Origin of the sequence: Nostoc sp. (assembly GCF_036917435.1) — a bacterium.
Classification (GTDB): Bacteria; Cyanobacteriota; Cyanobacteriia; order Cyanobacteriales; family Nostocaceae; genus Nostoc.
Genome location: NZ_JBALDM010000012.1, coordinates 15,510 through 30,160, shown reverse-complemented (window position 1 = coordinate 30,160; position 14,651 = coordinate 15,510). Strand labels below are relative to the sequence as shown.

The 14,651-nt window shown below is 39.2% G+C and carries 10 protein-coding genes and 1 pseudogene; 4 read left to right on the top strand and 7 right to left on the bottom strand.

The features are described 5' to 3' along the window. Positions 1–25: 25 nt before the first annotated feature. Positions 26–763, bottom strand: a complete 738-nt coding sequence (gene psb32 / locus V7K98_RS04780) for a photosystem II repair protein Psb32 (RefSeq protein ID WP_335019681.1) — start codon at positions 761–763, stop codon at positions 26–28. Between the two features lie 389 nt (positions 764–1,152). Between psb32 and surE the strand changes: the two genes are divergently transcribed. The 3 genes from surE (at position 1,153) to ltrA (ending at position 5,337) form a co-directional block, all read left to right on the top strand. Further along, positions 1,153–1,833, top strand: a complete 681-nt coding sequence (gene surE, locus V7K98_RS04775; protein WP_335019680.1) for a 5'/3'-nucleotidase SurE — start codon at positions 1,153–1,155, stop codon at positions 1,831–1,833. Between the two features lie 161 nt (positions 1,834–1,994). Beyond that, positions 1,995–2,618: a hypothetical protein gene (locus V7K98_RS04770; RefSeq protein WP_335019679.1), complete on the top strand. Its 624-nt coding sequence runs from the start codon at positions 1,995–1,997 to the stop codon at positions 2,616–2,618. 847 nt (positions 2,619–3,465) lie between these two features. Next, a complete protein-coding gene (gene ltrA, locus V7K98_RS04765; RefSeq protein ID WP_335019678.1) occupies positions 3,466–5,337 on the top strand; it encodes a group II intron reverse transcriptase/maturase in 1,872 nt (623 codons plus the stop codon). A 300-nt stretch (positions 5,338–5,637) separates the two neighbouring features. Here the strand turns inward: ltrA and V7K98_RS04760 are convergent, their stop codons facing one another. Genes V7K98_RS04760 through V7K98_RS04745 form a run of 4 tightly spaced genes read right to left on the bottom strand, consistent with a single transcriptional unit; the run spans position 5,638 to position 8,909 of the window. Next, entirely contained in the window at positions 5,638–7,206 is a 1,569-nt protein-coding gene (locus V7K98_RS04760) for a HesA/MoeB/ThiF family protein (protein ID WP_335019677.1), read from the bottom strand. Continuing rightward, positions 7,203–7,466, bottom strand: a complete 264-nt coding sequence (locus V7K98_RS04755) for a hypothetical protein (protein WP_335019676.1) — start codon at positions 7,464–7,466, stop codon at positions 7,203–7,205. The genes V7K98_RS04760 and V7K98_RS04755 overlap by 4 nt, the downstream gene beginning before the upstream one ends. 16 nt (positions 7,467–7,482) lie before the next feature. After that, positions 7,483–7,935 carry a hypothetical protein gene (locus tag V7K98_RS04750; RefSeq protein ID WP_335019675.1) on the bottom strand — a complete coding sequence of 151 codons (453 nt, stop codon included), beginning with the start codon at positions 7,933–7,935 and terminating at the stop codon, positions 7,483–7,485. Between the two features lie 2 nt (positions 7,936–7,937). After that, the gene (locus V7K98_RS04745; RefSeq protein ID WP_335019674.1) at positions 7,938–8,909 is read right to left on the bottom strand and encodes a hypothetical protein; all 972 of its coding nucleotides are present in this window, start codon (positions 8,907–8,909) and stop codon (positions 7,938–7,940) included. A 1,454-nt stretch (positions 8,910–10,363) separates the two neighbouring features. Between V7K98_RS04745 and V7K98_RS04740 the strand changes: the two are divergent. Then, positions 10,364–11,851 (top strand): annotated as a pseudogene (locus V7K98_RS04740) (IS1380 family transposase). Between the two features lie 309 nt (positions 11,852–12,160). Here the strand turns inward: V7K98_RS04740 and V7K98_RS04735 are convergent. Then, positions 12,161–12,877, bottom strand: a complete 717-nt coding sequence (locus V7K98_RS04735; protein WP_335019673.1) for a hypothetical protein — start codon at positions 12,875–12,877, stop codon at positions 12,161–12,163. A 192-nt stretch (positions 12,878–13,069) separates the two neighbouring features. Beyond that, the gene (locus V7K98_RS04730; protein ID WP_335019672.1) at positions 13,070–14,650 is read right to left on the bottom strand and encodes an NAD(P)H-hydrate dehydratase; all 1,581 of its coding nucleotides are present in this window, start codon (positions 14,648–14,650) and stop codon (positions 13,070–13,072) included. Position 14,651: the final 1 nt, after the last annotated feature.

Genomic DNA, 14,651 nt, shown 5'->3' with positions numbered 1-14,651 from the left:
TAGTTAGAAACTCCTAACTTTTCCATTACCCATCAGATGATGGTTGATTTATCTGATAGATGTAGTAAGTCGCCATTGGGATAACGGTGGCGGCAATTAACAATCCTACAACCCAAGCAGTAGCGTTACCTTGGTTAGTTTCTTCTGCTTTCTTGTAGGTTCCTTCCACCTGCACATTGTCAATGATTTTGGGTGGCCCCGGATCGGCTTTTCCAGAAAGGACGGCAACAAGGCGATCGCTCGCATCAAGGAATGCCTGGTTGTATTTATTACCATTCCGTAACGGTACACTTACTGTTTCTGTGGCTACACTCTCGGCAATAGAGTCAGTAAGTAAAGGTTTGACTTTATCTCCACTAAGAATGGCAGTACCATTGGTAACTGTATCAATAACTAATAAGGTTTGATTAGCTTGGGCTTCTTTTGTGGGAAACCATTTTTCAAACAACTCTTTAGTGAAGCTTTCTGGTGTTTCACCGTAATCGAGACGGCGAACAGTCACAATTCTAACTTCCTTATCTGTTTGCTTGGCCAAATCCTCGAAAGCGCTGCTAATCTTACCTTCATTCAGACGGCTGATGACTTCACCTTGATCCAAAACCCAGGTGTTATTTCCTGCTGTGAGATTGGGTATTTGATACACACCTGTGGCTAAAGCAGGTGCGGCAAAAAGCGTTGCTGCTAATATAACCGTCACCAATGGTAAAATCAGCCGGATGAGGTGTTTTTGACTGCTAAATACTTGTTTGAGGAGTTGTTTCATCGTGTGATCCTTAAGACAGACTTGCACCAAAAATACTACAGAACCACTGCAAAAATCACCTCATTCCCGGTTTTTTTCCAGTATAAAATTTCTGCTCCTGTCAGCAGGTATACATTTTACGGGATTTTTTGATTGCACAAACTTGTTCTGAGAGCGGTTGCAAGCATTAAATTGACAAGAAATAGCGCCCATTTTAGGAATTAACCCAAATACTTAGGGCGGAATTTGCAAACTATCTAGAAATGATATCGTATAATCAATGTTTTTTGCAGAATCTAGCATAAGTTTTCATCTCTGCAAGTCGCTTTTCATGCTGTACCCATGAATTGGTGATATCTGCATTTTCTGATATTTTAGCTAAATAGCTAAAGATATATCAATATATATACATGACTATAATTCTAACTAACGATGATGGCATTGATGCCCCTGGTATAAAAGCTCTAATCAAAGCTGTAAACGGCAAAAATTTTATTATTGCTGCTCCTGCCGAGCATCAGTCTGGCTGTGGACATCAAGTTACTACCACTCGCGCCATCAACCTCCAGCGACGTTCTGAGACTGAATATGCGATCGCAGGCACTCCCGCCGATTGTATAAGAATTGCAATATCACAAATTAACGCAGATGTCAAATTTGTGCTTTCAGGTATTAATGCCGGGGGAAACTTGGGAGTCGATGCCTACATTTCTGGTACAGTTGCGGCTGTGCGAGAAGCCGCAATGCACGGTATTCCTGGAATTGCCATTTCTCACTATCGCAAAGCCAAGCAAAATTTTGATTGGGATCTAGCCGCCAAATTAACAGTTGAAGTTTTAGCCGACTTACTGAACCGTCCCCTAGAACCGGGAAGCTTTTGGAATGTGAACCTACCGCATCTGCAACCAGGAGAACCAAAACCGGAAATGGTATTTTGCCAAGCCTGTACCAAACCTTTACCGGTGAACTATCGAGTTGAAGGCGATAATTTTTATTATGTAGGCGAATATAGCAAACGCGATCGCACTCTTGGTAGCGATGTCGATGTATGTTTTTCTGGCAATATCGCGGTAACTCAATTAAGGGTTTGACGATATTTAGATATTAGGGAAAGCTTGTAGGAGTATTAATTTTACAGCTATTAGTTTGTGCGATGGCGATCGCCGATCCAGTTACAATTTTGAAGGTTTTGAAAGAAATCTGGTAAAGTTTCAGTGGCGCTGAACACTGATTTTACAAAAAGGAGAAAAATATGCAGTTTCTCAAAATTGTTCTTGTAACCCTGGTGCTGATGGTGAACTTGGTAATTGCTCAACCCTCTTGGGCTGGCAAAGATTTTACCAAAGGGGCTGACTATGCTGAGGTAACTCAGGCGCTCAATCAGCTTCTAACTGTAAAAGATACACCAGAGCAAGCTGACTATACACCTGAGCAATTCCAGCAGCGACTAACACAATTGCAGTCTCAGAAAAATATCATAGAAACAGCTAGCAAGCGGGCACAGTGTCGCAATGAAACCGGAAAGACTTTAGCTGTCTATGCCAATAAACCAAAAAAATCTCCAACTCAACTCTACTTCCTGGGTGCAGGAACAATCACTGATGATGATTGGGATTGCGATGGCATTTACTTACCCGCAGGTTCTCAAGTGGTTCTAAGCCCGAATGCTGAACCACAAGAACTGACTGAACCAATCGCCGTCAAGTTTGTTGATGGTACACAGTCTATTGCTAGAAGTAATCCAGTTACTGGCGCAATTGAATTGAATATTGAACCTGCAAAAGTATTCAAGGCGGGTGAAAGTAGCTGGTTGCTCCCCACTTTCTCCCAAGCGGATATCGATACGCAAATTGCTACTCCACAACTCATTGACTAATTTCATTTAGATAATTTAAAGTCCCCCTTAAAAGGGGACTTAGCAATTATAAGTAGGTAGGCGTAATTAAATATAAGATCAAACCTCACCTTCAATCCCTCTCCTTACTAAGGCTACGGTGTACACACAAGTCTTTGGTGAGGCGATTTGCGGTTAATATAGCTCCTAAGAAAGGCATCACCGTTCCAAAACGGGAAAATTGTACGCTAAGGCTGAAAGTGCGATTCGTTAGCTAGAAACTAGAGCCTGTAAAGGTTTCAGAGGATTAGCTGCTAGGTAATGATAACAGAACCTTGACAACTGAATGACCATGAGGGTGAGAACCCCTCCCTCCAGGTGCAGGAGTGAAAGCATACAAAACACGGTTAACAACTGCGTCCCCTACGGTAGAGGATAGCCTACCAATCCGTAAAGCGGGGGTAAAAAATGGCTTCACTGACAAGCCTATGTTGGTGTCCATTGAGCAAAGTACCCATAAGTAAATCTCAGGATTGAAGGTGTGTTTGAATCATCGTGATTAGCACCCAGCGAAATAAGGCTTCCGATAAAAAAATATCGGTTCACGCTGGAACCAAAAAGGTGAAGGATAAGGAATTGGCAATTTTTTAGTTGACCAATAAGCACTTCCTACAAACCCGGTGAAGAGCATCACTTTAAAGGTACATAGTATGGTCATTCGGAACGAAGTAACCCCTCGTTAGCTCTTAGTAAGTCGATTGCTAAGTAGGTGCTAACCGTATGCAGCGAGTGAGTGAGATTGAGTAAGAAGCTAATGCCTGTGTGTAATGTACAGGATATGCAAACGTACTCACGATGATTTGGAATGTGGAGTTACAAGTAGCAATAAATGACCAATACGAGTTTAAAGACTACGGTGGAGTGGAATCAAACGAATTGGCGAAAGCTGGAACGGGTGGTTTTTAAGTTGCAAAAGAGAATCTACAAAGCCTCAAATCGTGGTGATGTAAAAGCAGTTCGCCGACTTCAAAAAATGTTGATGAAGTCCTGGTCTGGAAAAATGTTAGCAGTTAGAAGGGTAACTCAAGATAATCAAGGAAAGAATACGGCGGGTATAGATGGGGTCAAATCCTTAACACCTAACCAAAGACTTAAATTGGTCAAAATTTTGAGATTTAACGAGAAAGTAAAACCCACTAGGAGGTTGTGGATACCAAAGCCAGGGAGCAATGAAAAACGTCCCCTCGGAATACCCACAATTGACGATAGGATTTTGCAAACGCTAGTCAAACTGGCGTTAGAACCAGAATGGGAAGCGAAGTTTGAGCCTAACAGTTACGGATTTAGACCAGGGCGCTCATGTCATGATGCTGTTGATGCAATATTTAAAGCAATTAAGCAGAAAGCAAAATTTGTACTTGATGCAGACATTGCCAAATGTTTTGACAAAATCAACCATGAAACGCTGTTAAGAAAATTAAATACTTTCCCCACCCTACGCCGTCAAATAAAGGTATGGCTAAAAGCGGGATTTATGGAGGATCTTCAGTTGTTTCCAACACCGGAAGGAACGCCCCAAGGTGGAGTTATTTCTCCGTTATTGGCAAATATAGCACTGCATGGAATGGAAGAAAGGGTTAAGCAATACGCTGAAACCCTGAAAGGTCATAAACAGAATAACCGCAAAAGTTTAAGCTTAATTCGTTATGCCGATGACTTTGTAGTTATTCATGAAAACATATTAGTAGTGCAGAGATGTCAGGAAATAATCTCGGAATGGTTAAAGGACATGGGACTTGAATTAAAACCGAGTAAAACGAGACTTACCCATACCTTAAATAAATATGGGTCAGAAGAACCAGGATTTAATTTTCTTGGTTTCAACATTAGACAATTTCCGGCTGGCAAATACAAGTCAGGGAAATCAACAAATGGTGACTCACTCTTGTTTAAAACAATCATCACCCCAAGTAAAGCAAAACAGAAGGTACACTATAAACGGATTTCAGAAGTAATAGAAGCTCATAAGTCAGCACCGCAATCGGCACTGATTAGTCACTTAAACCCAATTATACGGGGGTGGGCGAATTACTATTCAACTGTAGTAAGTAAGGAGGCTTACACTGACTTAGATAATCTTATGTACCTGAAGTTAAGAGCTTGGTCAAAGAGACGACATCCCAATAAATCAGGGGTATGGATAACCAGTAAATACTGGCAGGAAATAAGGAACAGAAATTGGGCTTTTGCGACAGAGGGAAAACCCTCTTTAGAGCTTTTAGAGCATAAGAAAACACCAATAGTACGTCACACGAAGGTCAAAGGTGAATCATCGCCCTTCGATGGAAATCTGATTTATTGGGCTACAAGAAAGGGGAATAATCCAGAAATGCCTATTAAGACTTCAAAACTCTTAAAACAGCAAAAAGGAAAGTGTAACCATTGCGGATTGTTTTTTCGTGAAGACGACGTGCTAGAAGTTGATCATATTATCCCTAAATCACAAGGTGGTAAGGATGATTACAAAAATATTCAACTTCTACACAGACATTGCCATGACACCAAAACTGCCAGCAATGGCAGTAAGGGCATCAAAGCCGTAATAAACAAAAACGGTGAATCTGACTGTAATAGCGTCAAGCCCAGCCCCAAGGTGGTTAGAGGTACTCATAACAAGAGCCAAGTCATTGAGGAGCCGGATGATGCGAAAGTATCACGTCCGGTTTTGAAGACGAGCGGGACTTGTGAGAGTCTCGCTTAGTTTAATAGCTTGCCTATCAAGTATCTTAGCCGCTGATTCTTTACCCTTCAGCATTGAGCGGCTGATTACCCTTATTTTGTTGGTGCAGAGTAGTATTAGTGCTCTGCACCAACTGAAAAGACATTAAACTTGTCTTGAATGAAGAGTAGAGATGTGCCCTTTGCTGAAAACAACGTATTTTCACGGCGTTAGGTTAGTCTCAATTCCTTAGCGTACAATTTTCCCAAATTGGCACGGTGATGCCAGGTTGCCTTCACACCCCAGTTGACAGATCCAAGTCTTGACTAGAAATCTTAAATATTACCCAAAAAAACCATCATCAGCGTTTTTAGCATCTTGAGTCTCTCCACAAACTACGCAAGATAAATTACGTTCCCATCTTGCTCCATACCACCGTAAAATTGAAGGTGTTTTTGAGCCATATTCCATCTTAGGCCAGTTCTCATAAGTATTATCTCTGCGATTAGCCCAAATATAAAAATCCGCAATCAAATCTTCTTCTAAAGACTTAATGCCACTCTCTTTACCACGAGAAAGTTCCAATAATGCTAGTTTTACAATCATAGTTGAGATGGGCAAAATATCAGAAGATAAACCCACTTGGATAGTTGTTTTAACTTCATCATCAGGAACATAAGCAGGATTATTCGCTCTAGCTTGTTCAAACTGAGAAACTTCCTCCTGACGATCTTCTAAAAACTCTTTGGTAAAAACGCAAGCTAAACAAGGTCCTTCCATAGAACGAACTCTTAAAACATCTCCGCCACAGGCACGAGTCAAAGCTCTCCCAAAAATAGTAGGAATTTTATATTCAAAAGCAATACTATTGAGATTAAAGCGACTACGATTATTGTCGGTAGCTGCAATAATTAGGTTGCAATCCTTGAGGAGCATTTTAGTTTCCTCAAGATTGGTATTAATATCAATTTCAGCGGTTTCTATGTTGATGTATGGATTTTTACCCCATAATAAATCCCTGACAGCTTTAGTTTTATAACGTCCTAAATCACCAGTTCCACAAATATGACGAGAAACATTTCCTAACTCTAAGCGATCAAAATCAATCAAAACAAAATTGCCAATTCCTGCTTTTGCTAATTCTACTGCTATAGAAGAACCACCACTTCCTAAGCCTACGATACCAACTTTAGACTCTTGAAGAATTGAAGTTTCTAGCAACCCTTGACTTCGTGAATAAAGTTCACACTGTTGAGGAATAAATTTAACAATTCCTTCAACGAAAGAACCATCCTCTTGAGCAATAAAAACACGATGCTGTAGTTTTTCTTCTTCAACAGCAAGTAAGACTATTACAGAATAAGATAGATTGGACTGTTGGGCTAATCTTGTACTAAGAATTTGATTGACAATATTAAAAACTTCCTCATTATTTACCATTTTGGGTAGAAATTCGATAAATGAAGCCACTGGAAGCCCAGCAAAATGAGTTTTTGGCGGGCAGGTATAAACATGAAATACTTCACCTTCATCGAATCCAAAAGCTACCGCAGAAACTTTATCTATTTGTGATGTTTTCCACTGGTGATATATTGTTTGAACTTGGTCTTCGTGAATATATACCAAAGAAGTTTTTGAAAAAAAACCTTCTTCAGCAATTTGATCTGCTACTACAGCATCAGGACTAGGTAATTTGCCATTTTTCCTGTAAACACCTAAGTCACCTGTTATAGGATCAAATATCAGGTTTTGATCAGTAGGAGTTTGCCTTTGTTGAACAGTTTCCTGGAAGAAATCTTGAACTCCTTGAATAGTTTCTTGTATAAAATTTCCAACTTCTAAGGTAGTTTTAACTAATTCAACAGTACCTTCTATGAAGTCTTGAATGTCTTGCAATGGTTCTTCACTCATAATCTTGATATCTCTTTTAGTTGATTACATAATGTATTAGTCTTTGTGCATATAGACAAAAAAGTTTTTGAAAAAAAACCTTCTTCAGCAATTTGATCTGCTACTACAGCATCAGGACTAGGTGGTCTGTCATTCTTTGTTTGAACAACTAACTCGCCTGTTGTAGGGTCAAAAACTAATTTTTGATCTTGAGGGGTTTCTCCTTGCTGAACTGTTGTTTTTAGGTAATTTTGAACTTGTTGAGATTGTTGTTCGCTCATAATTTTAATATCTTCGTTATTTTTTCATCTCTGATAAAAATGCATCCATTAGTTGACCTGTTCTTTTGTGTGCTTCCAATGCTTCTAACCACAGACGACCTTTAAGGACAACCTTGTATAAAGTTATATTAGGCAACCAAACCCGATAGTGACAAATCTGGGTATAACCATAATCTGCCGGTTCGAGGGTGTGCATACTAGCACTCATTCCATGTTCTTTTATATCTTTTCCCCGATACCCCTTTAACGGATATGGAGATAAGATAACCATATCTGGTCGAGAGTTAGGAAAATCAGAAGGAACATAAACTCGAAGTTTGTAAAGATTTCCTACATTAGTTTTTACTTCTCCTTCAACTGTTGTCCTATTGGCATCAGTTGGATTAATCCAGTTAAATGAAGGAAAATACTTTTGCAAAATTCCTTTTTCAATTTCTAATCTTTGACGCTGTTCTGCACTCCATAGCATAATTATGGCCTCCAATAGCCGTCGTAATATCTTTGTATACAATCTTCAATCTGTTTCAATTGCTGACAATCACTACGCCAGTCTTTTATCTCAGAAGTTTCACGATGATTGACCTTAATACGTGCTGAACATTTAGGGAAGTTATTTGGCAGTTCAAGCCGCCATTGATCAATATTCCCATCATTTCTTTTTTTTGCAAATGTAAAATAAATCTCTTCACATTGTGTACGGAACATTTCAAAGTTTTCATAACGGCTTTTCAGTCCATCAAAAATTTCTTTTAATAAAGCTTTACCTATCGGTGTCGAATACCATATATCCTTTGATATTTCAATCGGTTCAGTAGAAACTAATTGCTGTTCTTCTAGAGTTGTTTCCTTAACATTCCAATTTTTATTGCTTATGGTTTTAAATAAACTTTGATATGCACTGAATTCTAAGCCTTTACGAATTGGGCTGTGACCAGGTAAAACTACCCAAGCTCCTGTTTGATAATGGGAAAATGAAGGAGTAAATAAAAAACAGCCAACATGAACTTTGTAGTTTGTTTTCCAGCCACCTTCTCCCTCTGGACGCAAATTAGCAATACATAGCAAGAATTTAGGAAAGTTGTATCGCCTTAATGCATTAAAAACAGTCTGTTCATCACCACCACTAGGCTGTGCTAAACCCAGTTGATGATGAGAGTGCCATTCTCCGATATGCTGAAGACCATGTTGACTTCTGAGAATTTCTCCAGCTTTGATTAGATGTTCTTTCTCCTGGTAAAAGCTAGTAGAATTATGTCTGCTAGTTTTTCCAGGACCAAGAACAAATTGAACTACTGGAAAACCTGAATGAGTCCAAAAACCAAACAAGTCTCCACCTGTTTCTAAGTCAGGATATTCTTGAACCCATCCAGCGATGTGGTCTAACTCTTCTTGATAAATAAGAGTTTTAAAATAATTATTTTGGGATCTAACTAAGTTGGACATACTAGTCGCTGTTCACACTCTATTTGTATATTGATATGAAAAAGAAATTTTATGCAAACTTACAAAATTTTTTGGGTGCTTTTTTGTTGAGCTATATATAGATTATTTATAATTGGCATCACTGTGCCAAATCTGAACTATGCTCTACCCCTGCTTGCTATTCGCATCAGTATATATAATGTTCTAGAGCTTACTTTGAATCGCAATCTGCTGTATAAGTATGAGAAAACTTAGGTGGTGTTCATATACTCACACAAAACATCTTTACATGAAAGATGATTAAAGTTTTACAGAGATGATAAAAATCTATCTTTTGATAGATGCTATATAGTTCATTTATTAATTAGTAAATTATATAACTACAAGAAAATCAAAACAATTTCCGCACTTCTGTAATAAATTTATTGACAGCATTCTGATCCCGGACTCCCACTCCATTTCCGCTGCCTCTCCTAAACCAGCACTCCTATACAGTCATGCCTGCGCTAATCAATTCAAGTGGAGGAGTTGCTAACCTGTGTGCCATCCTGAACGATGCCAACTTGGGGTAAAGACAAGATACGCGCAAAATTTATCACCATCTAAAGTTTTTGTAACAAATTCAACGCGATCGCCTTTGTCTATATGAGATAAAAGTATACCTAGTTTGGCTTTCAGCCTAGTGAACGCTTCGCTCTTATCTATCCCAACTTATAAAATATTGCCGAAAACAGAAGCTGAAGGCTCTTATCAAGGAAGGCTAAAACCCTTTTCTTCCACTCAGTTGCGCTCATAACATTGCCTAAAATGAGCCAAACTAGGCAATGTTTGAAAGAGGCATCACCGTGCCAATTTGGGAAAATTGTACGCTAAGGAATTGAGACTAACCTAACGCCGTGAAAATACGTTGTTTTCAGTAAAGGGCACATCTCTACTCTTCATCCAAGACAAGTCTAATGTTTTTCCAGTTGTTGCAGAGTACTAATACTACTCTGCAACAACAAAATAAGGGTAATCAGCCGCTCAATGGTGAAGGGTAAAGAATCAGTGGCTAAGATGCTTGCTAGGCAAGCTTTTCAGCCTTAGCATACAATTTTACCGTTTTGGCACGGTGATGCCAGAAACCTCACCCTGGTTTTACTACGTAAAACCTGTCCCTCTCCTTAGTAAGACTACGCTGTACACACAAGTGGTATCTGCAAGCGTTTCAAGATAGACCTCTTAAATTGTCATTACGAGCGCAGTGATAAGGAGCGAAGTAATCACATAATCCCGTGAGTTAAAGCGATTGCTTCGTCGTTCCTCCTCGCAATGACAGGCTTCCAGAGCTAGCGCACAACCTAAAGTTAGAATTTAATTTGAACCACTTACTTATTCTGTGGACTATCTACCCCGGATTTCTCACCAACTCGTAAAAAATGGGGATAAAAACTGTTAAAATGTTTATATAGTAAGCATTTCAGCAGTTTTAAGGGATGATTCAACCAGCAACGGGAACGATACCAAAACAGTTCAAATTTGAACAGCCAAAATCACCTCCAATCGTAGTAAATTTCACTGGGGGACAGGTAACATCCGATGCTGGGTTAGGCTTAATTGCGGAACTAGACCGAAAATTGCAAATAACATCACGATTAGCTCTATGTTTCCAAGATTACCGTCAAAGAAACCGAATGTTGCATCCAATAGAAGGCTTAATTGCACAACGGATATATGGGTTAATCATGGGATATGAAGACCTGAATGACCACGAAGAATTACGTCATGACCCGATGTTTGCTATAGCATTAGGAAAAAGAATTGGTATAGAAAATAAGCCAGTCATTTTAGCAGGGAAAAGTACATTAAATCGTCTTGAACATTGTCCTGAAGACGTAGAGCAAGGAGCAGACAGTCGTTATCATAAAATCGGGCATTCTCCATCAGAAATTGAAAGTCTATTTTTGAAAATATTTCTAGAATCTTACTCCAAAGAACCACGACAAATTATTTTAGACTTAGATGTAACGGATGATTTAGTACATGGGAACCAGGAGCAAGTTTTCTTCAATACTTATTACTCAGGATACTGCTATGCTCCACTTTATATATTTTGTGGAAAACACTTATTAGCCGCCAAACTCCGCCCTTCTAATGTAGATCCAGCATTTGAGGCGTTAGAAGAGTTGCAGAGAGTCATTAAACAAATACGTAAAGAATGGCAGAATGTCGAGATTTTAGTACGAGGAGATAGTGCCTATTCCAGAGACAATATCATGACATGGTGTGAGTCACAGACCGGAGTTGATTACGTTTTTGGATTGGCGCAAAACAGTCGTTTAATTCAGATGACTACCAATACTAAAAATAGAGCAAAGTTTGAGTATGAGCAGAAATTATCAACAGTAGTTTCATTTTTATAAACTGTATTTAAGCCAGAAGAAAAACTTCCTGAAGTTGTCTCTAACTTGATTAATAACTCAATTTGGTATAAATCTTTAGACTACCAAACCCGTGAATCTTGGAGTTGTAGTCGTCGTGTTGTTTCTAAAGTTGAGTATGGAGTAAAGGGGACTAATATTCGTTTTGTGGTGACTTCACTAACTACTAAAAAAGTACCTCCTGCTCAACTATACACACAAAAATACTGTAAGCGTGGGGAGATGGAAAATCGCTTTAAGGAGCAACAACTTGAACTTTTTAGTGATAGAACTAGTACCCATACATTTGCAGGAAATCAATTACGTTTATGGTTCTCTTCCATAGCTTACGTTTTGATGAATGCATTGCGACAAAGATGTTTGGCTAAAACAGAATTACAAAATGCTCAAGTTGGGACTATTCGTACCAAATTATTGAAGTTAGGAGCATTGATTACTGTAAGCGCAAGGCGAATTTTAATTGCAATTACACGCTCAAGTCCATACAAACATATTTTCGCTGCGGCTTACAGATGCTTAAAAATACTCCCGAATACCGCTTAATGTCAAGTCAAGATGCATTTCCTGAATCTCTAATTAATGATACTTTGGGCTTGGTTTTATGCAAGTCTGGTTTTGTAATGAAAAATTGTTATGAACAGAGCATTTCGATTTCATTACTAATAAAAATATAGTGATTATTTTATCTTGATAACTGCGGTTTCATACTTATTTTACCTCTCCGCCTAAATTTCAATTGATGATGTATCAAAAAATGTTTCACATCAGGTTATGTAAATTGATTTTTTACTGCTTGTGAGAAATCCGGGCTACGGAAGGAAATTCATAAATGAAAACAAATTGCCATAACTTTTAACTTTTAATTTGTCTAGATGTAGCTTCCATAAAGTCGAGAAAAACTTTGATAAGCTTATGAATTCCTTCACTACCTCCTGCAATTAAACCTCCTGTTAGCAATGCATCTAAACAACGAAAAATAATTACTTGAATTGGATTATCTAAATCAACAATTACAAGTGGTTCAATTGAGCGAATACCGATTGCACTCATTAAAAGACCGAATAAAAGGGATGTCCATAGAGCAATTATTCGTGTATCAGATTTATAAGCTGCTTTTTGGCGTTCTTTTTGATTTAAATCATCCATTTGGGGCTGAAATATTTTTAATGATTCTTGTTGGTTTTGGGTAAAATTTTGGATGATTTGCTGTTCTAAACTCATTCCCTCGGGCGGTAGTCCACTGATTTGAGTTGATTCTAAAGAAGGGGATTGTTGCTGTTGAACTTCCATAAGTCTTATTTTTTCAGAGAGTAGAGCCTTTTCTTGCTGAATACTAATATCTAATTGTTCGACAAATGGGCCTCGCCAAGTAGTTATAAAAACTTCTAAAGAGCGCTCTAGTAATAAAGAAATAAATAATAGTAATGTGAGTAATTGGATAATATCATTAACCCCAAATGGTTTTAAAACAAATGGTTTAGATGATAACCAAGTTGAGAAAGTTACTACTAAAAAACTAATAATGATTAACACAATAAAGAGAGGAGATTCTGAAGAAAGCTTTTGCAACGTATCTATGCTCCTGTTTCGCGTCACAATATCTAACACAGCCTGGAGGTGAGAACTACACCTGCTGAGTAACTTAACAACATTAATTTGACCGAACAGTAAATAATTTCTTACCCGACCATTTTTTCTAGTAGTATGATGGGTGATACAACAGTAGATGCGATCGCACTTTTTTATCAAGGAAAAATGCAATCAATTACTTAGGGCTTTCATCAAATATTGTGTCAATGTAAACGCATCTACACCCAATTCAGTACGCTCTTGGGCTGCTATTATACCAGCTTGGGAATGCCACCAAGCGGCAGTTGCCACAATATCTTCTACAGGAATCTGTTTAGTTTCTGCTTGCGCCAACAATCCACCCAATAGCCCAGTTAGCACGTCACCGCTACCGCCGCGTGCCAAGGCGGGTGTACTTTCAGGAATACTCCAAACATCACCTTGAGGGTTTGCGATCGCAGTTCTCGCCCCTTTCAACAACACTACAGCCCCACTTAGTACGGCTGCTTCCTGTACTGCTTTGATCCTGTCATCTTTGGCATCAGCGACATCAGGAAACAATCGCTGGAATTCGCCAGCGTGGGGTGTGAGTATAGTTACAGCAAGACGTTTTTTTAACGTGGCGATCGCTCCCATAAGTGCCAAGATATTTAAACCATCGGCATCGAGAATCAAAGGGCGATCGCTTGCTATGACTTCTTGAACAACGGGAGTCGTATCTCGTGTTAAACCGGGGCCACAAGCGATCGCATTGAAAGAACTCAAATCGGTGTTTTCTGGTAATTGTAACTGAGCAATCGCTCCAGTTTCCGTCTCTGGACAACCGACAATTAGCGCTTCTGGCAAGTGTGACACCAAAATAGATTTCAGCGATTCGGGTACGGCAATGGAAAGCATCCCGACACCACTAGCCCTAGCACCCAAACCAGTTAAAATTGCTCCACCTGCATAGCGCCGCGAACCGCAAATCAGCAGTAAATGCCCTTCCTTATATTTGTGGGTAACTGATGGGCGAGGTAAGGGTAAAGTAGCGAGTGCCATTACTGGTGTAATACGCCTAATTCTGGGTGCATCTTTGAGAACAGCTTCTACATCAGCGAAAGGAATATCAAAATCGATTAACTCAGCTTTGCCAATAAATTCCAGCGCCCGATCTTGGAAAAAAGCTAGTTTCCATAAACCCAAGCAAAAAGTATGAGTGGCGCGAATAGCAGTTCCTAAGACAACGCCAGTGTCGGTGTGTAAACCTGAAGGTAAATCGATACTATAAATCGGCACAGACAATTCATTTAACTGATTAATTGCAGAGGCAATAGAATCGGTAAGATTTCTTTCTAAACCAAACCCAAACAACCCATCAATCAACAAATCAGAATCAGGTAGTTGCTCAATTGTTTGATAAATGTGAATGCCCAAACTCTGGGCATACTGTAAGTGATGCGAAGTTAATTCTTTCAGCTTAGAGAAAGGAGAATAAATCCAAACTTCATATCCGCGAAAGTGTAACTCACGCGCTACTACTAAAGCATCTCCACCATTATGACCGGGGCCAACAAGAATTCCAACACGAGATCCCCCCCTTTTTAAGAGAGTGTTTGAAGCAACATCGCCCTTTTTAAGGAGAATCTCTTGAATGCGACGGGCAATTAATCCCGCCACCTTTTCCATCAAAGCTACTACAGGCATTCCTGCTGCAAAGATCCGATCTTCAATATCGTGCATCTGCCCAGCAGTCACTATTACTTGCGAAATTTTTTCTTGCCTGTTCTGCATC